This is a genomic window from Nocardioides sp. Root140, assembly GCF_001426745.1.
GTDB lineage: Bacteria > Actinomycetota > Actinomycetes > Propionibacteriales > Nocardioidaceae > Nocardioides.
The window spans coordinates 48,454-72,011 of the sequence record NZ_LMFI01000003.1 but is presented as its reverse complement, the minus strand read 5'-3'; the positions used below and the strand labels follow the sequence as shown (position 1 = coordinate 72,011).

Genomic DNA, 23,558 nt, shown 5'->3' with positions numbered 1-23,558 from the left:
GCCCGCACGTAGTCGCTGACCGGGGCGCGCGGCCATCGTGGAGACACAGCGCACCGCCACGTGGAAGAGGACACGCAATGAATTCCAGTACGTCGATCATCGGCTGGGCCCACACGCCGTTCGGCCGGCTCGAAGCCCCGGACACGACCGCTCTGATGGCCTCGGTCATCCCGCAGGCCCTCGCCGACGCGCAGATGGACGCCGCCGACGTCGACGGCATCTTCGTCGGCGTCTACAACAACGGGTTCAGCGCCCAGGACTTCCAGGCAGCACTGGTCTCGGTCGCCGACAGCCGCCTCGCCGCGACACCCGCGACGCGACTGGAGAACGCCTGCGCCACCGGCTCGGCCGCGATCAACGCCGCCTGCGACTTCATCGAGTCCGGACGCGGTCGCGTCGCGCTCGTCGTGGGCGCCGAGAAGATGACCGGCGTCAGCACCCCGCGAGCCGGCGAGATCCTGCTCAGCGGCTGCTACCAACCCGAAGAGGCCGCTGTGGAGGCCGGTTTCGCGGGCGTCTTCGCCGGCATCGCCCGCGCCTACGCCGAGAAGTACGGCGACCCGTCGCGTGCCATGGCGATGATCGCGGCCAAGAACCATGCGAACGGCGTGACCAACCCCCTCGCGCAGATCCGCAAGGACCTCGGCCTCGACTTCTGCTCGACCGTCTCGGAGAAGAACCCGTTCGTGGCCCCACCGCTGCGTCGCACCGACTGCTCGTTGATCTCCGACGGAGCCGCGGCCCTGGTGCTCGCCGCGCCGGACGTGGCCGCGACCAGCGACCGCCGGGTCCGGTTCAGGTCCCGTGCACAGGCCAACGACGCCTTCCCGCTCTCCCGCAGGGATCCCACCGAGTTCGCCGGCGCCCGTCAGGCCTGGGCCGCAGCCACCGCCGACGCCGGACTGCAGACCCTCGACCTGGACCTGATCGAGACCCACGACTGCTTCACGATCGCCGAGCTCATCCAGTACGAAGCGTTCGGCCTGGCCGAACCCGGCCAGGGCCACCGCGTGCTCGAGGAGGGGCTCACGCACGCCGACGGGAAGCTGCCGGTGAACCGGTCCGGCGGCCTGAAGGCCAAGGGCCACCCGATCGGCGCCACCGGCGTCTCCATGCACGCGATGGCCGCCATGCAGCTGACCGGCACCGCCGGCGACCTGCAGCTCCCCCGTGCCGACGTCGCCGGGGTCTTCAACATGGGCGGCGCCGCCGTCACCAACTACGCGAGCATCCTGGAGCGCTGGTGAGCACCACACGGACCGAGACCCAACCGACGCCGACGAAGGCCCTCACGATGAAGACCACCAACCTCTCCTCGCTCCTGCGCCAGACCGCGGCTCGACTCCCCGCCCACACGGCGATCGTGCGTGGCGACCTGGCATGGACCTGGCGCGAGATCGACCAGCGGGTCGACGCCCTCGCCGCCGCGATGGCCGACACGGGCATCACCCGCGGCTCCGTGGTGCTGCTGCACAGCGCCAACACCCGCGACTACCTCACGGTGATGTTCGCGGCGTGGAGGGTCGGTGCCGTCATCACCCCGACCAACGCCAAGCTCACGCCGACGGAGCTGCTGCCGCTCGCGGACGTCGTACGCCCCGACCTGGTGGTGCTCGAGAGCTCGCTGACCGGGCACGCAGCGGCGCTCGCCAGCGCTTCGGTCGCCCCGGTCTGGAGACTCTCGAACGACGAGCCGGGCGACGTGCCGAGCGACGGGCACGTCACCGTGGCCGGACTGATCAGCGACCACCACGGCCGCCGCATCGACGACGTCCCGGTCGACGCCGGCGACCCCTGCTGGTTCTTCTTCACCTCGGGGAGCTCCGGCCGGCCCAAGGCCGCGGTGCTCACCCACGACCAGATGGGCTTCGTGGTCAACAACCACATCGCCGACCTGATGCCGGGCCTCGACCACACCGACGCCACCCTCGTGCTCGCGCCGTTGTCGCACGGCGCCGGCGTCCACGTGCTCACCCACGTGACCCGCGGCGCGGCCGTCGTGCTGCTGCCCGGCGACAGCCTCGACCCGACGGCGGCCTGGGAACTCGTCGCCCGCCATCGGGTCACCACGCTGTTCACCGTGCCGACGATCCTGAACCGTCTGGTCGCGGCCGCGGACGGCGTCGACCACTCGAGCCTGCGTCACGTCGTCTACGCCGGGGCACCGATCACCGCACCCGACCAGCGCCGGGCGTACGACGTCCTCGGGCCAGTGCTGGTGCAGTACTACGGGCTGGCCGAGGTGACCGGCGCGATCACCGTGCTCCCACACGACCGGCACGCCGACGTGCCGACCGTGGACGGGATCGGCACCGCCGGCTACCCACGAACCGGCATGACGATCTCGATCCAGGACGCCGAGGGGAACCCGCTGCCGCCCGGGAAGCGCGGGGAGATCTGCGTGGCCGGCCCGGCGGTCTTCGCCGGCTACCTCGACCACCCCGAGGGCAACGCGAAGGCGTTCCGCGACGGCTGGTTCCGCACCGGCGACCTCGGACACTGCGACGAGGCGGGCTTCCTCTACATCACGGGACGCGCGTCGGACATGTACATCTCCGGCGGCTCCAACATCGACCCGCGCGAGGTCGAGGAGAAGGTGCTCCAGCACCCCGGCGTACGACAGGTCGGTGTGGTCGGCGTACCCGATGCCGACTGGGGCGAGGTCGGCGTGGCCGTGTGCGTCGTCGAGCCGGGCCTCGAGCCCGAGTCGCTGCTGGCGTGGTGCCGCGAGCACATGACCCGATACAAGGTGCCCAAGCGCGCGCACTTCGTCGACCGCCTGCCCACCTCGGCCTACGGCAAGGTCACCACTCCCCTGCTGCGCGAGCTCGTCGACGGCGCCGGACTCGCGGAGGCGACCCGATGACCTCCACCGCCGGTACGGCGACCCGCGCGGCCGCACCGCAGCCGCTGTGCCACCCCGGCCCGGTCCTCCCCGACCGGGTCGTCTCCCTCGAGACTCGTCTCGTCACCCATGAGGTCGAGCTGCCCGCGGGTGCGCGGCTCCTTGACGCCCTGGCCGACGTGCTCGACCGCTGTGACGCGGCGGGGGCCGCCGGTCGTCTGGTCGGCGGCACCCTGGCGGAGTTCGACTACTACATCCCCGCCCTGGGGCCGCCGGGCGGTTCGGTCGCGACGTTCAGCGAGCCGATCCCGGGCGGCCGCAACGGGCGCCTGCGACTGGGCGGCGTGACCCTGGGCCACCGCGACGGGGAGGTCTTCGCGCACAGCCATGCGCTCTTCGACACCGCGCTCGGCGAGCGCCGGGCCGGTCACCTGATCCCTGACTCCGTGGTCCTCGGCCGCGGAGTCACCGCCCACGTCGCCGTGAGCGCCGACGTGCGGTACGACGTGGCGCACGACCCGGAGACGACGATGTCCCTGTTCGAGCCGCGACGCGTGGTGCCCGGCCCGGCCGACCGCGGCGAACTGATCGGCCGGCGGGCGATCGTGTGCCGCGTGCGGCCCAACGTCGACCTGCCGACCACGATCGAGAGGCTCACCGAGAAGCAGGGATGGACGGGCGCGCGCGTGCACGGCCAGATCGGCTCGATCATCGGCGGACGCCTGCGCCAGCCCGACGGCTCGATCGTCGAGGTGGCGGGGCCAGCGACGGAGGTGATGTACCTCGACGGCGAGGTCCGCCGCGTCGACGGCCGGATGACCGCCGACCTGATCGCAGGTCTCGTCGACCGCTTCGGTGGCATCCACCACGGTGGCCTCGTCCGTGGCCTGAACCCGGTCGCGATGACCTACGAGCTGGCACTCGCCGAGGCCGACCCCATCGGCTGACACCTTCAGGACAGAGCAACGCGGCCCACCCCGTCGACGGGGTGGGCCGCGTTGTTCGTCGTACGCCGAGCCAGCAGGTCCACAGCGCAATGCCGGCAAGACGGTCGGGCCGCTGAACGGGCACAACGGGCCGTTCCGTGCCGGAATCGGACCGTGTGCGGGCGTTGTGCCCGTTCAGCGGTACAGCGAGACGGTCCCAGCCATCGCACGGTGGGGCGTGCAGGCCCACGGTGGCCGGGTCAGACGCTGCGCATGCCCAGTCCCCCGTCGACCGGGAGGCAGACCCCGTTGATGTAGGCCGCCTTGTCGGAGGCCAGGAAGACCGCGGCATTCGCGACGTCCCACGGCGAGCCCATGCGCCCGGTCGGGCTGAGCGCGTGGCGTGCCTCGACCTCGGCCTGCGAGCCGGCCAGCTGCTGACCCACCAGGGGCGTGTCGATCAGGCCGGGGAGGATCGCGTTGGCGCGGATGCCGCGGTCGGCGTACGTCAGGGCGATCGAGACGGTGAGCTGGTTGAGCGCGGCCTTGGCGGCGCTGTACGCCGGGTACGGGTAGCCGGTGTGTCGCACGCTGGCGAGCGAGGAGACCTGGACGAAGACGCCACGGCCCTCCTCGAGCATCGGCGGAAGCGCATGCCTGAAGGCCAGGTAGGCACCGTTCAGGTTCACGTCGACTGCCGCCTGCCACTCGGCCGGCGCCAGCTCCATGACGGAGCCGGTGCGGGCGACCCCCACGTTGCCGTGGACCACGTGGGGTACGCCGAACCGGGCGATCGTCTCCTTCACGACCGCCTCGACATCGGCGTCCACGGTGACGTCGGCCTCGAGAGCCAGGGACCGACCGCCGGCCGCGGCAATGCGATCGGCGACCCGGTGGGCCTCGTCGCCGTTGCGGTCGACGGCCACGACGGTCGCGCCGGACTCGGCGTACGCCAGGGCAGCAGCCTCGCCGTTGCTGGTGCCGGCTCCACTGGAGCCGGCACCCATCACGACGACGACCCGGTCCTGCAGGTCGCCGGCGCTCATCGTTCGGCGACGGCGGTGCGGGTGACGGGGATGACCTTGCTCATCGCCAGCAGTCCGAGGGCGGCTGCGACGGCGAGTACGCCGACGACCCACAGGCCGGCTCGTGCGTTGCCTGTGAGGTCGACGAGCCACCCGGTGGCGTAGGGCGCCAGGAATCCGGAGGCCGCACCGATGGTGTTGACCAGGGCGATGCCAGTGGCGGCGCCCGGTCCCGAGAGGAAGGTCGGCGGGAGGTACCAGAAGACCGGGAAGGCCGAGAAGATGCCGATCGAGGTCAGGGTGATGACGACCATCGTGGTGAACGGCGAGTTCATGTAGAGCGCGACCGGGATCGTCACGCCGGCCAGCAGCATCGGCAGCACGACGTGCCAGATCCGCTCGTCGGAGCGGTCGGAGTGCTTCGACCACAAGACCATCGCGATCGCCCCGGCCGCGAACGGCACGGCCACGATCAGACCGGTCTGGAGGATCGAGAACGAGGTGTCGAACGTCTCGGAGAAGCCGGCCACGATCGAGGGGAGGAAGAAGCTCAGCGCGAAGAGGCTGTAGCCGAGGCCGAAGTAGACGCCTCCGAGGGCCCAGACCCGACCGTCACGCAGGCTGGCGCGCACCGAGTGGTGACCAGTGGCGGCCGCCTCCTGCTGCTCGGCCTCCATCGTGTCGTGCAGCCACTCCCGCTCCTCGGGCTCCAGCCAGGCGGCCTGGTTGGGGCGGTCTGTCAGGTAGAACCAGGCTGCGACGCCGAGCACCAGGGTCGGCAGGCCCTGCAGGAGGAACATGGCCTGCCAGCCGGCCAGGCCCATCCAGCCGTGGGTGTACTGCAGGATCAGGCCCGAGATGGGCGATCCCAGGGCCGAGGACAGCGGCAGGAAGACCATGAAGAGGCCGACGAGCCGAGCGCGGTCCGCGCGCGGGAACCACCAGGTCAGGTAGAGGATGATGCCGGGGAAGAAGCCGGCCTCGGCGATGCCGAGCACGATGCGCGCGGTGTAGAGCCAGCCGGCGGTCGGCACGAAGGCCATCAGCGTGGCGACCAGCCCCCAGCTGACCATGATCCGGGCGATCCACCGTCGGGCGCCGAAGCGCTGGAGGGCCAGGTTGCTGGGCACCTCGAAGAAGATGTAGCCGATGAAGAAGAGACCGCTGGCCAGGCCGTACATGGTCTCGGTGAGACCGAGGTCGGCGCTCATCGTGAGCTTGGCGAAGGCGATGTTGCTGCGGTCGAGGTAGTTGAGCAGGTAGGCGATTCCCAGGAACGGGATGAGCCGCCGGGCAACCTTCTTCATCACCCGCTGCTGCAATGCGTGCTCCTCGGGAAGTGATGAAGTCGGTGCGAGTTCCGTGGTCATCGCGGAACCTCCTTGGTCTGTGACGGTGGTAACACCGACGATCGGCCACCCACCCCCGCGGCAACCATGTGGAGCAGACGAAAGCGCCCGGCTCCACTTGCTACATATGTCGAACGTCAGGCAGGAGGTCCATCAGGGTGAGCCCGAGGTGCATGGTCAACCTGACCCGACCGTCGGACAGGTCGTAGCCGGTCAGCTCCTCGATCCGGCTCAGCCGGTAGTAGAGCGTCGTGCGGTGGATGTTGAGCGCCGCGGAGGCAGTCGGTGCCGATCCCCCGGCATCGAGGAAGGCGCGCAGGGTGACGGCGAGCTGGCGGTCCCCGTCGACCTCGAGCAGTCGTTGGACCTCGGCGGGGAGCGCCCGGGGTCCGAGCTGGTCGTGCGGGATCCGCATCAGGGGGCCATAGGGGCCCAGCTCCTCCCAGGTCGTCGTACTGCCCTTGAGGCCGGCGTCCGTGGCCCGACTCGCGAGCGCGGCAAGCTCGGCGGTCTCGAAGGCCCGGTCCAGGCCGGTCACGGCCGGCCCGATCCCGGCCACCGCCCGGAAGCGGCCCGAGGAGAGATCGTGAACCCGGGTCAACATGCGCTCGGCGTGGGCGCGCACCTTGACCGGCTTGGCACTGCCCAGCAGGAGCACGGCGGTGCGCTTGTCGACCGCTGCCAGCTGACCGCGTACGCCGACCGGCGTGGGCAGGGTGAACGCGCTGCGCATCGCCACGTTGACGTGCGCCTGCGAGGCATCCGAAGACGTCTCCGGGATGGCCAGCCAGATGGCGGTGACCAGTGCGAAGTCCTCCGCGGTCCTGGTGGAGGCGACTTCGGTCAGTGCGCGTCGTCGTACGGTCGGCTCCTGGCTGACCAGGTCGAGCACGGCCTGCTCACTCGTCTCGTCGGCGACCGAGAGCTCGTCGGCCAGGAGGGGTGCGACCCGGTCCGCGATCCCGGAGATCTCCGCCATCTCGGCCATCGTGAACGAGCCGTCGGGGTCCATCACCATGATCAGGGCGAGCAGCTCTCCCCGCCAGCGCACCGGGACGCAGATCCGGGCCTGCATGCCGAGCTCGGCGTTGGACGGGATCACCCCGGCCCGGGGCCACGACGCGACACCTTGGGCGAGCACGTGGCCGATGGCCTTGCTGTTGGCTCGACGCTTGAGGATCGCGTCGACGCGGACCGGGTCCTCGTCGCCGAAGTGGGCGCTGCTGTAGAGCAGCTTCACGTTCGGATCGTCGATGATCACGGAGCGCTGCAGCTTGCTGGCGATCCGATCGACGATCTCCTGGATCTCTTCGCTCGGCATGAGTCGATCCTAGGGCCGAACGAGGATCAGCCGACCTCGACGAATCGCGACGACTCGGCCGTGCGGACGCGAGCGGACTCCGTCAGCGAACGCCTGGCCCGCAGCCGGTCGACCTGCCCTGCTGCGGCGTACAGGCCGAAGCCCGCTGCAAGCACGAGGACCAGCAACAGGGACACGTGCCTGACGAACGACGCGGGGTGCGCGGGATCGAGGGCCTGATAGACCAGCAGGTCGCCGACGAGGTAGTACGCCAGGTAGGCCAACGGCGGAACCAACCAGGTCAGCGGGTGCCACCAACGCAGGTGCGACAGCTTGTCGCCGACGACGAGGAAGTCGATCACCACCAGGGTGGGCGTGACCATGTGCTCGAACACGGAGTAGGTGTCGAGGAGGTTGCCGTGCTGCATGGCAATGAAGGCCAGCGACACGAGCACCATCAGGGTGGCCAGGGCTCCCCGCACCCAGGTCCAGTTCCGCACCCGCCGACCCTCCGCAGGGGCCGACGCGCCCAGGGTGAGATAGCAGAACCCGACTGCGAGGCTGGCGAGCTGGCTCAGCGCCGTCCACCAGACGTCGTACTGCCGAGCGGCCAGGGTGACGCCCAGGAATGCGGAGGCGGCGATCAGCAGGTGCCAGAGCCTGAGGGGCGGAGTCGTGTCGGACATCCGCAAAAGGGTACGCCAACTACCGTCTGCCCCACGTTCATTCGTCGTTCACCCGGCGAAGTCCAGGTCACTCGGAGCCGATGGAGTCGGAAACCTCGAACCGCTTCTCGTGCCGCACCCGCACCGACCCGGCGTACCCGTCGACGAAGCCGACGACCACCGCGTAGGTGTCCCCCGCGCGCGAGCGGAGCTTGAAGGTCCAGGAGTTCTCGGTCTGGTGGTGCTCCTCCGCGCTGAGCGAGAGCGTGTCCGCGTCCACGGCGTACGCCGTCGCCGCCGCGGCTCGTGCCCGCAGGATCGCTGCATCCCGAGAGGTCTGCGCCGACTCCGGTCGGCCGACCACCTCCATCAGGTCGCGGAAGGCGCGGGTCACGCCGTCGAGAGGTGCATCGGGACCGGAGGCCCGCGTCCCGGAGCCGGTCGTCACGAGGAGCCCGATCTCCACGGCACCCGAGCTCGGACCCCAGCTGGTGTGCGACCGGTGCTGGTGCAGGGAGTAGTGCCGCGGCGCATCGCCGCCCGCGAACACGACGGGCTCCAGGGCACTGAGCGCCAGGCGCTCGTCGAAGGCCTCTCCGTCGCGCCCGTCGACCGTCTCCAGCACCGGGAGGTCGAGCAGGAACTGCTGGTACGCCGGCGTCTCGGGGCTCGCGCGATAGCCGACCTGGACCCGGACCAGGTCCACCCGGCCGAAGGTGAGCATCGTGCGCGAGGGATCGACCGCGTGAGTGTCCATGTCCTCAGACTTGGGCCTGCGGACACGGAGGTCAAGGACTCGGCTCCGGACTGCGGCGTCAGTCCTTGGGAACCGGGACTTCGCTCACCGGCGTGACGGTGCTCGTGCAGCGCCTGAACCCAGGCCAGAGGAACTTGTGGACCGCGTTGACGTCGTCCGCCTCGACCACGAGAAACAGCGTGTGTTGGGCGTTGGCGCCGTACCGGCCGACCACGCGGACGCCCTCGACGCTCGCGTCGAACAGCGAGTTGGAGCCGCCCTCGTCTCGAGGGCAGAGCTCCGGACTGTGAACCTGCGTGATGTGGAACAGCATTGATCCTCCTCTGGTGCCCCGATTCGTCTCCTGCAGCCCATGGTGGCCCTCCCGGGAGGGCCTGTCACTCGAACTCGGAATTGGGGTCATCTCAGGTGCGATCCGTATGGTCGACATGGATGAATCACTCCAAGCGCACCAAGACCGTCCTCGGCATCGCACTCGCAGCCGCCCTCCTTGCCACCTCCGCGTGCGGTGGCGACGACAAGGATTCCGGTAGCAAGGGATCCTCCGAGGAGACGACCGCTCAGGACAGCCAGCAGGCAGCGGGTCCCGACCTCGAAGGCATCCCGGACGTCGTGGCCGACGTCAACGGCGAGGAGGTGACCAAGGACGAGTTCGTCCCGATCTACGAGGCGCAGTTCCAACAGGCCGCCATGCAGGCACAGCAGACCGGCCAGCAGCCTGACGAGGACGCGCTCAAGAAGCAGACCGCTGAGACCCTCGTGGACACCGAGCTCCTCGTGCAGGAGGCCGCCAAGCGCGGCATCTCGGCGACCGACCAGGATGTCGACGCCGCCCTCACCAAGCTGGCCAAGCAGAACCAGATGGCTTCGGTCGACGAGTTCCTCGCGGCTCTTGAGAAGCAGGGCACCTCGGAAGACGTGGTCCGCAGCCAGATCGAGATCCAGGTCGTGATCGAGCAGCTGGTCGAGGACGAGGCCGGCCCGGTCAAGCCCACCGAGGCGGAGCTCCGCAAGATCTACGACGCCGCCGTGCAGCAGCAGAAGAAGGCCGGCAAGCAGAGTGGCCAGCAGCCGATTCCGCCCTTCGCGAAGGTCAGGCCCCAGATCGCGCAGCAGGCGAAGTCGGACGAGCAGACCAAGACGGCCCAGACCCTGGTCGACGGGCTCCGCAAGGGTGCGGAGATCAAGATCAACCTCTGAACGAAGACGTCGCGCCCGTCGTGTCAGCCTCGCAACTGGAGGCTGTCGGCTGCATCGTCGGCCTGCGCGGCGAGGTCGGTCAGTTGGGCAGGCGTGAGCACGACACTGGCCAGCTCACGGAGGTTCCTGACCGCCCGCTCGACGTCGGCGCCCGGTCGGGCGGCGTAGTCCTGGTAGGCCCGAATCGTCGCCGCAGCGGTCGGCCTCGCCTCCGCCACGAGTTGTACGTCGAGAAGCCGGGCCACCAAGTTGTGTCGGGCCTCCGCGAGGCTGATCTCGTGCTCGAGCTCGCCACCGGCCGATGGCACCATGCGCTGCAACACCGAGAGGGCACCCCGCTGAGCCACCAGCGCGGCGTCCGCCAGTCCGATCGCGAGGAGCGGTTTCACGAACTCGGCGAAGTCTCGTTGGACGCGGAACAGGTCAGCACCCTCCCGCTCGGCGTACGTCCGGTAGCCCGACAGGGCAGGCTCGGCCAGCGGCGCCGCCTGTGCGTCCATCCCGCTCTCGAACAGTCGGACGAGCAGGTTGTGCCGCGCCTCCGCCAGCGCGATCACGTGCTCCGTCGCGCCGCCTTCAGGGGGCTGGAAGGCGGCGAGCGCGTCGGTCGCCATCTGTTGCGGAGCCACGGCATCGCGCGGCAGGTGCGCGGCCGCCAGCTGACCGGACAGCTGGCTCAGCTCACGCCCGGCTTGCACGAAGTCGGCTCCGGGTCGGGTGAGGTAGTCGCGGTAGTGGTTCACCAGCAGGCGAGCCTGCGTCGCCAGGCTGCTGCCCTCTTCGGCGGCTGATGGAGCAGGCTGTGGTGCGCCGGCGACCGCTGCAGGTTCGTGGAACATGACCCAGCTGGTCACCTCGACGGCGCACGCCCAGATGACTCCATCAGCCATGTTGGCGGTGTCGGCGTCCAGCAGCCATCGACCGTCGTCGTCGAAGCAGGTGGTGAGTCCCGATCCGGGCATCGGCTGGTGTTGGCCCGTGGCATCGCAGGCGACCAGGAAGTCGCCGTCGTCACTGGCCTGCAGCATCCGGACCGACGGGGCACTCGAGGACCGGGCTTCGTGCAGCGCCGGGTCGGCGCCCGGGTCGAATCCCCTGACCCGCAACGCGGTGGGGATCCCGCGAATCTGCAGCCTGCGGATGTTTCCGTCCGCCGGAGTGACCAGTCCCGGCAGGCGGGTGTGTACGACGGCCACCATGTTGAACGGCGGCGGCCCCTTGATCGGGATCCGGACCACGGGTGTCGGTTCGGAGAGCGGAAATCGGTACGGAAGCAACGGGTAGAGCTCCTGCCACGTCGGTAGGCGCGCGGGGACGACCGGCGGGACAAAGGGATCGCTCATGCCGGGCCGCCTACCTTGACTCCCTTGAAGTTGACGTTGCCACGAGTCGGCTGGGCCGCGCTGAGGGTGAACCTGGCGACGTTGAAGGGATCGGGCAGCATCCTCGCCCCCGCACCGCCCGGCGGCTCGAGCGCGCGCGCCACGACGACGATCTCTATCAGCGTGTCGACCGGGACACCGGCGACCCGGTAGGTCGCGGTGGTCGTGGTGTCCCCGACCGTGACTCCCGTGATCGTGCCGAAGGCGAGAAAGGTGAGCTCGTCCATCGTGCCGCCGGTGACCCGCACCGCCTTGGCCTCGATGTCGAAGGCCCCCGCCAGCGAAGCCGGGTCCGTCGAAGCCGGCCGGAACCACGCTGTCGGCCAGGACAGGGTTCCGGTGACCTCGGTGGCCAGGGCGTGGTCGATGCAGACGACCTGGTACGAGAATCGGTTCAGGGTCGAGGACTCACCCATCAGCGCCAGGTGCGCGACCAGCACCAGCTCCCCGGACTCGTCGATCTCCAGCGAGGCTTCGTCGGTGGCGAACACATAGGCGGACTCGTCGTTGCTGAACGCGGCCGGGCTCACGTGGACGGTCAGCTGCTCGATCCTCGTGGCCGGCACCCGTAGCCGGACCCGGCACACCTCACGGTGGACCTGGTCGTCATCGATCCCGAACTCAGGCCGCGCCACCCCCGACACCACGAGCAGGGACCTGCCCTCCCCGAGATCCGCACGGAGGGAGGAGGCCGACGCGACCTGACCCGGGACTCCGGCGTCGAGATTCAAGTTGGCCATGCTGGCACCGCCTCGCCTCCGGTGCCCGACGACGCGGCCTGCAAGACGACCGGGGCACGGTGATTGCGACTCTCAATTCACGCTAAGCCCGGCCCTCATGCTGCGGCAATAGACCGAACGGGCCCCTTCACCGGCGGTCAGGTCAACTGCGACGGACGATGTCGCGCAGCACCTGCGGGTAGTTGGTGATGATGCCGTCGACGTCCCAGTTGATCGCCCGACGCATGTCGGTTCCGGCGTTGACGGTCCAGACGTGGATCTCCATGCCATGGGCGTGGACCTGGTCGACGCCTGCCTCGTCGATCGCGCCGAGGGCAGGGTTCACCTGCTGCGCCCAGGTGGCCGCGGCGGCGATGTCGGCCCCGCTCGGCTTGGTGCCGTAGAGGAGCCCGACCGGTACGTCGGGGGCGAGGTCCTTGTAGACGCGCAGCCAGGCGTGGTTGAAGGACTGGACGACGACCCGGTCTGCCTTGAGTGCCCTCTGGAAGGCCGGCAGGGCACGCAGCTCCTTGTCGATGTCGACCTCGATGCCCGGGTAGAGCTCGGGCGCCTTGGGCTCGAGGAGCATGCCGGCCTGCTGGCCGACCGCATTGACCCACTCGGCCAGGGTCGGCACCCGCTCGCCGGCGAACTCGGGCGCGAACCACGACCCGGCGTCGAGCTGCTTGATCTCGGCGAGGGTGAAGTCGCCGACGTTCCACGGGGCACGGTCCGGGAAGACCTGCTCGACGTCGGTGGTGCGGGCCAGGGTCGTGTCGTGCACGATCACCAGCTCCCCGTCACTGGTGCGCTGGATGTCGTTCTCCATGACCTCGGCCTTCTGCGCGATGGCCAGTCGGATGGCGGCGAGGGTGTTCTCCGGTGCCGCGCCGGAGGAGCCGCGGTGGGCGATGATGTCGACGTCCGGGCCGCCTGCCGCGGAGCTGGGTGCGGCCAGGCCGAGGACGGACAGAAGTCCGACAAGGGTCGCGATGAGTGCGCCGGCAAGGCGCGACGTGCGAGGCATGTGAGCTCCCGAGGTTGGATGGGCGAGGCCGATCGGCACCGCCGTCTCGGACCCTGTCGGGCTCATGCCAATGAACGGCGACATCGCGCCCAACCCCCGGTGACGACTGCCGGACGTTGCGCGCCAGCGGCTGCTCCGGTCGTTCCTGAGAGCGACCGGGCGGATGAGCGCGCAGTCCGCCTCTCCCGCGGAGCTGCGCGAGGAGGCCAACGGCGCGCTGCCCGAGATGCAAGCTGCGTACTGCTCTCCACAGCGGGAAGCAACTCGCCCTCTCCCGGTACCGATCCGGTGCAAGATGAGGCCACCGACCACCCAACGGGTGACACCATGAATTGGACCGTTCTGCCGCTCGTCGTGCTGGCACTGCTCGGGCTCGGGGCCTGCGGCGACGACAGCGACGGCGGCGGTGTGCTCAAGTACGACCGCACGGTGTGGGTCAGCGTGGGCGGTCGCACCGACCAGGCCGAGATCGACCAGCTCGCCGCCGTGGAGTTGACCGAGTTGAGAAGCTCGAGGGCCGTGTCACCCTGCGTGTCGGTGCGGCTTCGCGACTGACTCGAATCAGGCTGGTTCAAAGCTGGCCAGGAGCGCCTCCAGGGCCTGCTGGTCGGGGCCGACGAACTCGGGCCCGTCCGGGGCGGCTGCGATGTGGGCGAAGAGCAGGTGGTTGAGGCCCAGGGCGGGTGGCAGGTGGGAGCTGAGGATCGCCGAGGGATCCAGTGCACGAATCGGGTCGATCGTGGCGCCGTATTTCACCGGGTCGACCAGGCGTGCCCACGGACTGTCGATGGCCGCCCAGAGCATCATCGCCGACTCCAGGTCCGGCGCCTCCCGCACGTCAGGTCCGGTTGCCAGGTCCGCGGTGGGCATGGGGCCGCCGAAGCAGTCGGAGGAGAAGAACACTCCGCCACGGCTCTCCTGGAAACCAACGGTGGCGGGGTTGTCGAAGAGCGGGGGCCGGTAGCCGGTCAGTGTTCGATCGCCGATGTCGAGGGACTGTCCCGGGTTGAGGAAGTACACCCGGGACAGGGGCACCTCCCACTGCGTGGACATGATGCCAGCGCCGGCGAACGTCGTGATCAGACGCGCTTGGGGAGCTGCTTCGAGGAGCTGGAAGAGACCTCCAGTGTGGTCCCGGTCCGGGTGGGTCAGCCAGATCCAACGTACGTCGGCGGGATCGATGACCGCCGACAGGTCACGGACGAAGTCCTTGTCCGGGTTGCTGAGGCCGGTGTCGACGACCACGGGCTGCTCTGCGTGCAGGACGAAGGAGTTCACGGGCAGGAAGCCGAGCCCCGGCACTTCCGCGCAGTCGCTGAGCAGCGTCACGTCGGGCGTGATCGAATGAGCGTGCATCGAGTTCTCCAGGTGAGGTCGGACGGGACGTGCGCCAGTGACAGGCGCGGCCCGACGTCCGACCCGAGCGGATCAACCGCGTCCAGTGGCGGCGTGAATCGACTTCGTCCATCGTCATCCACTTCTCTCCGGGTTGTCATGGTCCACATGGGGTATGTGGACGGTTCACCCTTGTTCGCACACGTGCCGTGGGTCGACCATGGGGAGAACGCTCGAGGGGAGCCCTGACGTGGATGACTTGAACGGTCGAACGGCTCGAGAGGTGCTCGACGACCACCTCGACATCGCGAACACCTGGGCCGACGAACACGCATCCTTCGACGACGTCCTCGACGCGGACCTGCGGCGCAACGTCTCGCCGGACATCGTTGTCCTGATCAACCGAGGCGTCTTTCGCGGCCACCAGGGCGTCAGGCAGCTTGCCGAGATGCTGGCCGAGGAGCTCCCCGGGCACCGCGCCTTCCGCTACACCCACGTCGCTGCGGAGGGCCGGGTTGCCCTGCTCGAGTGGACCTATGAGGACGACGAGGTCCGCGTCGCGGACGGCGTCGACTCCTACCTCATCGAGGACGGAAAGATCGTGGGTCAGACGATCCACTACACGGTGCAGGCCAAGTAGTCGTCCGCCCGGACAGCTGGTGCCCACCGGGGTCGGAAATGGCCTCATGAGGTCATGGCGGATCACACGGCACCGCACGTGCGGGGCCCGGCAATGGGCACATGACGTCATGGTGGTGCTGCATCACGCGGGACCAGAGTGGAGTGTCAGTTCACCTCATGAGGAGGCTGTGCCATGGAGCACACATCCCGTCGTGGGCAGTCTCGGAGAGCATTGACGGCGATCTTCGCCGTACTGCTGGCCGGGACAGCGACCACGGCATTCGCCGTACCCGGGGTCACACCGTCGCCGTATGCGACAGCGCTGGAGCCCGGACAGTCCGTGACGATCACCAAGACCGTGGAGACCCCGGTCATCCCGCCCAACCCGGACATCGTCTTCCTGGCCGACACCACGACCAGCATGGGCGCCAGCATCTCCAACGTGCAGGCCAACGCCGACTCCATCGTCGACCAGGTGCTGGCCGACCAGCCGACCGCGCAGTTCGCGGTCGCGGACTACAAGGACGTCGCCGACTACTCCGGTGCCCACTTCAACCTGCGCCAGCAGCTCACCGCCGACCCCGCTGCTGTTGCCGCCGGCATCAACGCCTGGACTCCCCTCTCGGGTGGTGGCAGCGATGCCGCCGAGGACTGGATCGGCGCACTCGGCGAGGTCCCCTCAGCCATCGACTTCCGCAGCGACGGCACCCCCGTGGTGGTCATGTTCGGCGACTCCACCAGTCACGACCCGTCGGCCGGTTTCTCGCTGGCCACGGCGACCTCTGCGCTGCAGGCTGCCGGTGTCCGCGTGATCGCGATCGCGGTCCCCGGCGCCGACGGCTTCCTGTGGAACGGGCTGGACACAGCCGGCCAGGCCACCGCGGTCACCAGCTCCACCGGTGGCACCCTCGCGTCGGCCAACCCGTCCGAGGTCTCCGCCGCCATCCTGTCCGCACTCCAGAACCTGCCCGCCCAGGTCACCCATCAGGCGGTGTGTGACCCCGGTGTCTCGGTCAGCCTCACCCCGCCGTCGCAGAACGTGACCAGTGGCGGGACCGTCTCATTCGACGAGACGATCACGCTGGCTACGGACGCTCCGCAGGGTACGACGGTCTCCTGCCAGGTCAGCTTCCTCGTCAACGGCCAGCTGCCCGGTCCGGAGTTCGTCCAGCAGGTCGACGTCGACGTGCTGGACGTCGAGCCCCCCGTGGTGACGGTCAGTGACGAGACCGTCGAGGCGACCGGGCCCGACGGTGCCGAGGTCGACTACGACGCGAGCGCGACGGACAATGTCGACGGATCGCTCGTGCCGACGTGCGCTCCCCCGTCGGGATCGCTCTTCCCGATCGGGGCCACGGTGGTCACGTGTACGGCGACCGACGCGGCCGGCAACACGGGTTCGGGCACCGGCACGATGACGGTGGTCGACACCACGCCGCCTGACGTTGCCTGCAGTGAAGGCGCCAACCCCGGCGGCACGGTGCCGCGCTCGCACAACCAGGACGGGTTCTTCCTCCTGGGCGCCACCGACCTCGTCGATCCGGACCCGCAGATCTACGTGCGCGACTCCGGCAGCGGCACGCTGTTCGGGCCGTACGCCGATGGGCAACAGATCAAGTACACCGAGACGCCGGGCGGGCAGCCGCGTTCGAAGTCGATGCCCGGCGACATCGTCCATCTCTTCGGCACCGGTGACGCCGAGGTCTACGCGGTGGATTCATTCGGCAACACCTCAGCTCCGGTGAGCTGCCTGGTGCCGCCGCCCCCGATGTAGCAGTCGGTCGCACCGCCCTGCTCCATCTGATGTGAGCGGGGCGGTGCGACGAGGGGGCGCAGGGTGCATGCACCGCGGAGCGTCACCCGCGTGACGCGGTGGACTCGGCCTGCTGGCGGAGAAAGTCGCTTGCCGTCCTCGGTGTGATTCCGCGCTCTCGCAGCGCCGCGTCGTCCCAGTCTGCGGGGCGGATGTCCTGGAGAAGGCCGGCGCCGAAGGCCGACGCGAGGGCATCATTCCGCTTGTTCAACAGACGGATTGCCATCCGGGCGATGGGCCTGGGCATGTGCTGGACCTTCATCCGACGCCCAGCCACCTCCTCCACGAACGCCACGGCTTCGTTCTTGGTCATCGCCTCCGGACCACCGACGGTGATCAGGCTCGGCGGGTCGGGCTCGACGGCCACCGACGCCACGAGCGCGGCGATGTCCCCGGTGCTGACCCAGCGTCGCTTACTGTCCCCTCGACCGATGATTGTGATCTTTCCAGCCGCCACGTCGAACCGCGCCGCCGCTCCGAAGTGAATCTCCTGGAATGCATCAGAACGAATGATGACGCGCTGCATCGCCGAGCCACGCAATCGCTCCTCCGTGGCCAGCTTGGCCCGTTCCAGCGGCGTACCGATGGCCTTCTCGACCCCCGGAAAGGACAGGTACACGAAGCGCCGCACCCCTGCGGACTCGGCGGCCGCGATCAGGGATGCCATCCCCTGCTCGTCGGCTTCATGAATCGTGGGCCGGGTCGCACCGGCCAACCTGCGCGCGATCATCGTCGCGGTGGCCACGACCGCCGTGACACCTTGGCACGCGGCGGCAAGCGACTCAGGGTCAGTGAGGTCACCCGGCGTCACTTCGACTCCAAGGCCCCGCACGACGGAGTCGTCACTGGTGGGGCGCACCAAGCAGCGGACTGCATGGCCCTGTTCGCTCAGGGTGCGAGCGACGCGGCCGCCGAGGTCACCTGTCGCACCGACTACGAGAATCATCTCGGTCACCTCTTCTTCTGAAGACTCATTGTCCTCCGTGCACGCTGCGGCGTACAGACATCAGGTTCCCGAACTCAGGACAGGTTGAGCGGGCCGCGTCATTCCACCGCGCACCAACCGCTCGCCCCGCGCCAAAGCGTCCAGGACGGTCGGCTGATCGAAGTTGGGTACCTAGCGGCCGGGAGTGGAGGGAGGGACCTTGGCGAGCACGAAATCGGCGTACCGACTGGCCACGAACGCGTTGGGACGCTTTCCGCTGTTGCCGGTGGCGCTCAAGGCCGCCGTGGCAGCAGCCTTGGCCTGGATCGTGGTGCAGCCGTTGCACGGCGCCGCCGACGACTACTCCTACTACGCCCCGCTGGGTGCCGTGGTGGCGGTCTCGTCGCGTCTGGCCCAGTCGATGCGCGCGTCGGTGGAGACAATCCTGGCCATCGGCCTGGGCGCCTGCCTCGCCCTCGGTGCCCGCGCCGCCCCGGTGCCCGAGGTGCTCTCCATCGGGTTGGTGGTCGGCGTCGGCACGCTGGTCGGGGCCTGGAAGCGCGTGGGGTCGATGGCCAGCTGGGTGCCGATCCCGGCGTTGTTCATCCTGATCGTCGGCGGGTCCGACCCAGCGCCGTACGTGTTGTCCTATCTCGGTCTCACCGCCCTGGGCGCCGCCGTGGGAGTCGTGGTCAACGTGGTCGCTCCCCCGCTGCCGCTGGTCGCGACCGAGCACGTGCAGGACGCGCTCCGCGAGGTTCTCGCCGACCAGCTGGACGGCCTCGCGGACGGCCTCGAGCGCGATCCCCTGCCGACCACTGACGAGTGGCAGACGGGGGTCACCAGGCTTCAGCAGCGAAACCAGCGGGCCCAGGAGTTGATGGGGCAGACGCTCGACACTCCGCGGATGAACTGGCGCGTCCGGCGACGAAGGGAGGCCACCGAGCGGCAGCGCAGGCAGGGCGAGGCGCTCACCCATCTGACCTTCCTCGTGCAGGAGATGATGACGCTTCTCTCCCACGCCGAGCACGCTGATCGTTCGCTGGTCGCCCTCGGTCCCGAGTTGCGGCCCTCGGCCGCCCGGGCATTCCGCAAGTCAGCAGCGGCCCTGCGCTCCGTGGAGGCCTCGGTCGCCGATGAGAAAGCACTCGACGAGGCACTCCGGGCCGCGGACGAGCTGGCCCTCGCCATCCGCCGGCAGCAGGACGACCAGAGCGGAGAGACCTTCGCCGCCGGAGGCCTGGTCACCGCCATCCGGCGGGTGCTGGCCTCGGTCACACCCGAGGAGCTGGCGAGCCTCGGTCGTTGACGAGGTCGGTGGGCCATGGCAGCAGAGTTCCCCTGCCGTAGGGCTACGGCAGGGGAACTCGGGCTCCGATCACTGCCGGAGCGTGGTCGGGCGTGGGGTCAGAGCCCGCGGCCTCCACGTACGCGCCCAAGGATGAAGAGCACTAGTGCGACAACTACCAACACGACAAGGATGGTCCACAACACGATGAGACTCCGTTCACGAGGTCCGGGGCCGAGTCCCCGGCGGGCCGGCGGCCGCGATCCCTCGGTACCCACACAGCTCTTCTCCATTCCGGCCACTGCCTGACCTTTCGACGTGGGACATCACCCGTCAGGGGCAACCACGGCCCCGGGCTTGCCTGCGTCGGCGTACGACCGCACGGTCGAGATGGTGAGCGGGAAGTCGATGCCCAGGGTGCGGAACAGCAGGCCGGAGGCAGTCGCGGCCGCCTCGGTGGCCTGCGCTGCGACGTCGTCGGCCAGGGCGAGCGGGGTGTGCACGACGACCTCGTCGTGGAGGAAGAAGACCAGGTGCGGGCGCGCCATGAAGGGCCCGTCGCCACCCATGTGCCAGAGCCGGTTGCGCAGGTCCGCGATCCAGCAAGCCGCCCACTCCGCACCGGTGCCCTGCACCACGAAGTTGCGCGTGAAGCGCCCGAAGGTACGGCGATGACGCGACTGCACCTCGGGGTCGACCGGCGGGCCCTCCGGGTCGCGCGCCCACGACTCCCCCAGCGTCGGGGACCCGCGTCCCAGCAGGGTGCGCACCGCCTCACCTCGCTCACCCGCACGCGCAGCCTCCTCGACCAGACCGAACGCAGCCGGGTAGCGCCGGGTGAGGCCCGCGACCATGCGTCCGCTCTCGCCGCTCGTGGCGCCGTACATCGCGCCGAGCAGGCCCAGCTTGGCGTCGTTGCGGGTGGCGACAGCACCGTCGTCGACCATCCCCTGGTAGAGGTCGGCGCCCCTCGCCGACCTGGCCAGGGCGCGGTCGCCACTCATCCCGGCCAGCACCCGGGGCTCGAGCTGCGCCACGTCGGCGACCACGAGGGTCCAGCCCTCGTCGGCCACCACGGCGTGCCGGACCTGCGCCGGGAACGACAGTGCTCCTCCCCCGTTGGAGGACCACCGGCCGGTGGCGGAGCCCGCCGGTTGGTACGACGGCCTGAACCTCCCGCCACGTACCCACTCGTCGCTCCAGGCCCAGCCGTTGGTCTGGAACAGGTGCGCCAGCTGCTTGTAGCGCAGCAGCGGTTCGACGGCCGGGTGATCGAGCTGGCGCAGCGTCGAGGCCCGGGTGTCGGGGACCTCCAGCTCGGCCCGCCGCAGTGCGGCGAGAAGTTCGGGATGTGAGTCCGGGTTGAGCCCCGGTGCGTTCAGTGCACCTCGGATCTGGTCTGCCAACGCCTCGAGTCCCTGCGGCCGGGAGCCCAACGGCGGCCGCGCACCGAGCAGGTCGCTGAGCAGACGATGGTGGACGTCGGTACGCCACGGCACCCCGGCGTACGTCATCTCCGCGGCGACGAGGGCCCCGGCCGACTCCGCCGCCAGCAGCAGGCCCAGCCGGGCGGGATCGGTCGACGACGTGACGGCTGCCAGCTGACGTGCGTCCTCCAGGTCGGCGCGCAGGTGCTCGGCGTCGTCGTCGATCGAGAACAGCCCCGGATCGGATGCCACGCTGGGCCCGAGCCGGTCCCAGTGCTTTGACTGCGGCCCCACCAGCAGGGCCGCGTCGATCGCGGGCGCCCGTCGGAGCAGGTTGTGGCCGAGCCTCAGGTCGTGGCAGCGCTCGACCCGCACGCCAGCGGCCAGCAGCGGCGGGTACCACCGGGCCGTGTCGTCCCACACCCAACGGGGCCGGTCGACCTCACGCTCACGCACGTACACCGCCACATCGGCCGCCGAGATCACCCGCTCCTCCGCACCCTCGACCACGAGCACCCGCTCGTCGGGCTGCCGCGAGAGCGAGATCCGGGTCATGGGCACACTTTCGCACTCCGCGACCCGCGCCCGCCGAGAAGCCCGAACGGTGACCGATCGGAATGCGCACGACCACAACGGGTACTGCCATCAGTGAGAGCGCCGTCCGTCGCGGGCGGCCGGCCACCGCACACACTGGAGGAAGCATGACCAACACCCCCGAAGAGCCGCTGACCGACGACGACATGACCACCGCCCCGGCAGGTGACGGTCCCGTGCCCGGCGGAGACGCCGACGGCACCGATGGCGACGCCACGGACACCACCGACGGTGACACCACCGACTCCGACGGCACCGACAGCGACGGCACCGATGGCGATGCCACGGACACCACCGATGGTGACGCGTCCTGACCGTGCCCGGTTCCGCGCTCGACCTGCTCAGCGGTGACGCCCAGACCTTCGTCGAGAAGGTCTGGGCGTCACGCGTGCACCTGCACCACGCCGACCCCGACGAGCTGGTCGATCTGCTCTCCCTCGACGACGCGGACACCCTGCTGACGTCGTCGGCGATCCGCACCCCGTCCATCCGGCTCGCCAAGGACGGCACCGTACTGCCCGAGTCCTCCTACACGCGCGGTGCCACGCTCGCCGGCAAGCCACTGACCGGACTCGTGGACTCGCGCAAGGCGCTCGCCCTGTTCGCCGGCGGCGCGACGATCGTCTTCCAGGGGCTGCACCGCTACTGGCCGCCGATCACCCGGCTCGTCGCCGAGCTCGAGCTCGAGCTGGGTCACCCGTGCCAGGCCAACGCCTACCTGACCCCGCCCGGGGCCCAGGGCTTCGCGGTGCACTCCGACTCCCACGACGTGTTCGTGTTCCAGACCGCGGGCTCCAAGCAGTGGGAGGTCCACGACTCCGACGGCATCCAGGACGTGAAGCTCGAGCCCGGGGCGTCGATGTACCTACCGACGGGCACCCCGCATGCCGCTCGGGCGCAGGAGGTCGTCTCACTGCACGTCACCGTGGGCATCAATCAACTCACCTGGCGCGGCCTCGTGCAGCGCAGCCTGGCCGACCTGGCGGACGGCGTACCCGACGCGCACCTGCCGGCCGGCTACCTCAACGACCCCGGCAAGCTGGCCGGGGGTCTCGCGGATCGACTGGAGGCGGTGGCCGCGCAGATCCGTGACCTCGACGCCGCGGCGGCAGTCGAGGCCGAGGTCCGTCGCTTCCTGACCGATCGCAGCCCTCGGCTCGCGGGTGGCCTGCACGACGTGCTCGCCGCCGACACGATCGACGACCACACCCGTCTGCGGCGTCGTCCCGGACACCCCTGCGTCCTGCTTGCGCGCGGCGACCGGATCGACGTACTGCTCGGAGACCGATCGTTGGACGTGCCCGGATGGCTGCGCCCGGCGCTGGAGGAGGTGCGCGCCCACCCCGAGTTGAGCCCCGGCGACCTGGCCGAGCAGCTCGATCCGCAGAGCCGGCTCGTGCTCTGCCGTCGCCTCGTGCGGGAAGGTCTGCTCGAGGTCGCCCCGTGACCGCACGCGACCCCGCGTTCCGCTGCTCGGTCGCCAGTGGTCTCCGCAACGAGTCGGCCGCGGGCACCGCGTCGACGGTGCGATCGTTCCTCTTGATCGAGCACGCCGGGCCGTGGGGGGTCGACGCCCTGCGCGACGCCCGGCTGCCCGACGGACTGGGCGATGCCGTGCTGCGGTCGGCCAGGACCGCCCGCGTCAGGCCGCTCCTGGTACGGCGACCCGACCGCGGCACGCACGCGGAGGGGAAGCGGGTGTTCGCCACCTTCGCGCACCCGTCGCGACCCTGGGTGGAGACCACGGTGCTGTCCGATCCCCACGACCTGCTCGAGCTCGACCTGGCGGCGCTGGGAGCCGGACGCTCCCCCGGCCTCACGGCGTACGACGGAACGTTGCTGTGCGTGTGCACGCATGGCCGCCACGACGCCTGCTGCGCCGAACGCGGTCGCCCGGTGGTCAGGGCACTGGCCGCCGCTCACCCTGAGGCCACGTGGGAGGTCTCCCACATCGGTGGCGACCGGTTCGCCGGCAACCTGCTCGTGCTCCCCGACGGCCTGTACTACGGCCGCGTGGAACCCGTCTCGGCGTTGGCGATCGCCGACGGTCACGCCGCCGGGCAGCTCGATCTCGACCACCTGCGCGGGCGCTCGTCGTACGCGATGCCCGTGCAGTTCGCAGAGATCGCCCTGCGTCGACAGCTCGGCGAGACCCGTGACGATGCCGTACGGCTGGTGTCACGCCGGGTGGACGACGACGTCACCGACGCCGTGTTCACCGTCGGCGGCGGCCAGTGGACGGTCCAGGTCCGTACGTCGCCCGGCGACGACCCCCTCCAACTGACCTGCCGTGCCGCCCGGGACAACCCGATCCCGCAGTACGAGTTGCTCACGGTCACCCGGACGTGGTGAGGCGCCGC

23 protein-coding genes are annotated in these 23,558 nt (G+C 69.9%); 11 read left to right on the top strand and 12 right to left on the bottom strand.

Annotated elements, in window-relative coordinates; genetic code table 11:
- The first annotated feature begins 77 nt into the window (after positions 1–77).
- The 3 genes from ASD30_RS08640 to ASD30_RS08630 are packed head-to-tail and all read left to right on the top strand — an operon-like array spanning position 78 to position 3,792.
- A complete protein-coding gene (locus ASD30_RS08640; RefSeq protein WP_056680100.1) occupies positions 78–1,247 on the top strand; it encodes an acetyl-CoA acetyltransferase in 1,170 nt (389 codons plus the stop codon).
- Entirely contained in the window at positions 1,244–2,866 is a 1,623-nt protein-coding gene (locus tag ASD30_RS08635) for an AMP-binding protein (protein WP_200951118.1), read from the top strand. The genes ASD30_RS08640 and ASD30_RS08635 overlap by 4 nt, the downstream gene beginning before the upstream one ends.
- Positions 2,863–3,792, top strand: a complete 930-nt coding sequence (locus ASD30_RS08630) for a hypothetical protein (RefSeq protein ID WP_056680097.1) — start codon at positions 2,863–2,865, stop codon at positions 3,790–3,792. The genes ASD30_RS08635 and ASD30_RS08630 overlap by 4 nt, the downstream gene beginning before the upstream one ends.
- Before the next feature lie 239 nt (positions 3,793–4,031).
- Here ASD30_RS08630 and ASD30_RS08625 read toward each other — a convergent pair whose 3' ends face one another.
- From ASD30_RS08625 to ASD30_RS08600, 6 genes are all read right to left on the bottom strand, one after another.
- Positions 4,032–4,817: an SDR family NAD(P)-dependent oxidoreductase gene (locus ASD30_RS08625; protein WP_056680094.1), complete on the bottom strand. Its 786-nt coding sequence runs from the start codon at positions 4,815–4,817 to the stop codon at positions 4,032–4,034.
- Positions 4,814–6,166: an MFS transporter gene (locus ASD30_RS08620; protein ID WP_056680091.1), complete on the bottom strand. Its 1,353-nt coding sequence runs from the start codon at positions 6,164–6,166 to the stop codon at positions 4,814–4,816. Before ASD30_RS08620 ends, ASD30_RS08625 begins: the two co-directional genes overlap by 4 nt.
- A gap of 100 nt (positions 6,167–6,266) precedes the next feature.
- Entirely contained in the window at positions 6,267–7,466 is a 1,200-nt protein-coding gene (locus tag ASD30_RS08615; protein ID WP_056680088.1) for a PucR family transcriptional regulator, read from the bottom strand.
- A gap of 26 nt (positions 7,467–7,492) precedes the next feature.
- On the bottom strand, positions 7,493–8,131 hold the full coding sequence (locus ASD30_RS08610; RefSeq protein WP_056680086.1) for a hypothetical protein: 639 nt from the start codon (positions 8,129–8,131) through the stop codon (positions 7,493–7,495).
- A gap of 67 nt (positions 8,132–8,198) precedes the next feature.
- Positions 8,199–8,867, bottom strand: coding sequence for a hypothetical protein (locus ASD30_RS08605; RefSeq protein WP_056680084.1), 669 nt, complete (start codon positions 8,865–8,867; stop codon positions 8,199–8,201).
- Between the two features lie 58 nt (positions 8,868–8,925).
- Positions 8,926–9,180, bottom strand: coding sequence for a DUF3303 domain-containing protein (locus ASD30_RS08600; protein WP_056680082.1), 255 nt, complete (start codon positions 9,178–9,180; stop codon positions 8,926–8,928).
- Positions 9,181–9,299: 119 nt separating this feature from the next.
- Here ASD30_RS08600 and ASD30_RS08595 point away from each other — a divergent pair, with 119 nt between their 5' ends.
- Positions 9,300–10,067 carry a SurA N-terminal domain-containing protein gene (locus tag ASD30_RS08595; protein ID WP_056680080.1) on the top strand — a complete coding sequence of 256 codons (768 nt, stop codon included), beginning with the start codon at positions 9,300–9,302 and terminating at the stop codon, positions 10,065–10,067.
- 23 nt (positions 10,068–10,090) lie between these two features.
- Here the strand turns inward: ASD30_RS08595 and ASD30_RS08590 are convergent, their stop codons facing one another.
- From ASD30_RS08590 to ASD30_RS08580, 3 genes are all read right to left on the bottom strand, one after another.
- On the bottom strand, positions 10,091–11,410 hold the full coding sequence (locus tag ASD30_RS08590; RefSeq protein ID WP_156393562.1) for a hypothetical protein: 1,320 nt from the start codon (positions 11,408–11,410) through the stop codon (positions 10,091–10,093).
- Positions 11,407–12,189: a hypothetical protein gene (locus ASD30_RS08585; RefSeq protein ID WP_056680076.1), complete on the bottom strand. Its 783-nt coding sequence runs from the start codon at positions 12,187–12,189 to the stop codon at positions 11,407–11,409. The genes ASD30_RS08590 and ASD30_RS08585 overlap by 4 nt, the downstream gene beginning before the upstream one ends.
- A gap of 142 nt (positions 12,190–12,331) precedes the next feature.
- Positions 12,332–13,195 (bottom strand): glycerophosphodiester phosphodiesterase, encoded by an 864-nt coding sequence (locus ASD30_RS08580; protein ID WP_056680074.1) that lies wholly within the window; start codon positions 13,193–13,195, stop codon positions 12,332–12,334.
- Between the two features lie 327 nt (positions 13,196–13,522).
- On the opposite strand from ASD30_RS08580, the gene ASD30_RS08575 reads away from it, so the two are divergent.
- On the top strand, positions 13,523–13,750 hold the full coding sequence (locus ASD30_RS08575) for a hypothetical protein (protein ID WP_056680072.1): 228 nt from the start codon (positions 13,523–13,525) through the stop codon (positions 13,748–13,750).
- Between the two features lie 6 nt (positions 13,751–13,756).
- Here the strand turns inward: ASD30_RS08575 and ASD30_RS08570 are convergent, their stop codons facing one another.
- A complete protein-coding gene (locus tag ASD30_RS08570; RefSeq protein WP_056680071.1) occupies positions 13,757–14,551 on the bottom strand; it encodes an MBL fold metallo-hydrolase in 795 nt (264 codons plus the stop codon).
- A 229-nt stretch (positions 14,552–14,780) separates the two neighbouring features.
- On the opposite strand from ASD30_RS08570, the gene ASD30_RS08565 reads away from it, so the two are divergent.
- Together ASD30_RS08565 and ASD30_RS08560 are read left to right on the top strand one after the other, a co-directional pair.
- Positions 14,781–15,170, top strand: coding sequence for a nuclear transport factor 2 family protein (locus ASD30_RS08565; RefSeq protein ID WP_200951117.1), 390 nt, complete (start codon positions 14,781–14,783; stop codon positions 15,168–15,170).
- 174 nt (positions 15,171–15,344) lie between these two features.
- Positions 15,345–16,925, top strand: a complete 1,581-nt coding sequence (locus ASD30_RS08560) for an HYR domain-containing protein (protein WP_082563699.1) — start codon at positions 15,345–15,347, stop codon at positions 16,923–16,925.
- Between the two features lie 82 nt (positions 16,926–17,007).
- On the opposite strand, the gene ASD30_RS08555 is transcribed toward ASD30_RS08560, so the two are convergent.
- On the bottom strand, positions 17,008–17,856 hold the full coding sequence (locus ASD30_RS08555) for an SDR family oxidoreductase (protein ID WP_235532550.1): 849 nt from the start codon (positions 17,854–17,856) through the stop codon (positions 17,008–17,010).
- A 253-nt stretch (positions 17,857–18,109) separates the two neighbouring features.
- On the opposite strand from ASD30_RS08555, the gene ASD30_RS08550 reads away from it, so the two are divergent.
- A complete protein-coding gene (locus tag ASD30_RS08550) occupies positions 18,110–19,198 on the top strand; it encodes a hypothetical protein (protein WP_156393561.1) in 1,089 nt (362 codons plus the stop codon).
- Positions 19,199–19,503: 305 nt separating this feature from the next.
- Here the strand turns inward: ASD30_RS08550 and ASD30_RS08545 are convergent, their stop codons facing one another.
- On the bottom strand, positions 19,504–21,159 hold the full coding sequence (locus ASD30_RS08545; protein ID WP_056680057.1) for a bifunctional 3'-5' exonuclease/DNA polymerase: 1,656 nt from the start codon (positions 21,157–21,159) through the stop codon (positions 19,504–19,506).
- Positions 21,160–21,305: 146 nt separating this feature from the next.
- Between ASD30_RS08545 and ASD30_RS08540 the strand changes: the two genes are divergently transcribed.
- From ASD30_RS08540 to ASD30_RS08530, 3 genes are read left to right on the top strand one after another with little or no spacing between them, the layout of a single operon-like run.
- Positions 21,306–21,512 carry a hypothetical protein gene (locus tag ASD30_RS08540; protein WP_056680055.1) on the top strand — a complete coding sequence of 69 codons (207 nt, stop codon included), beginning with the start codon at positions 21,306–21,308 and terminating at the stop codon, positions 21,510–21,512.
- Positions 21,513–21,514: 2 nt separating this feature from the next.
- The gene (locus ASD30_RS08535; RefSeq protein ID WP_056680052.1) at positions 21,515–22,645 is read left to right on the top strand and encodes a cupin domain-containing protein; all 1,131 of its coding nucleotides are present in this window, start codon (positions 21,515–21,517) and stop codon (positions 22,643–22,645) included.
- Positions 22,642–23,550 (top strand): sucrase ferredoxin, encoded by a 909-nt coding sequence (locus ASD30_RS08530; RefSeq protein WP_056680049.1) that lies wholly within the window; start codon positions 22,642–22,644, stop codon positions 23,548–23,550. Before ASD30_RS08535 ends, ASD30_RS08530 begins: the two co-directional genes overlap by 4 nt.
- Positions 23,551–23,558 lie beyond the last annotated feature (8 nt).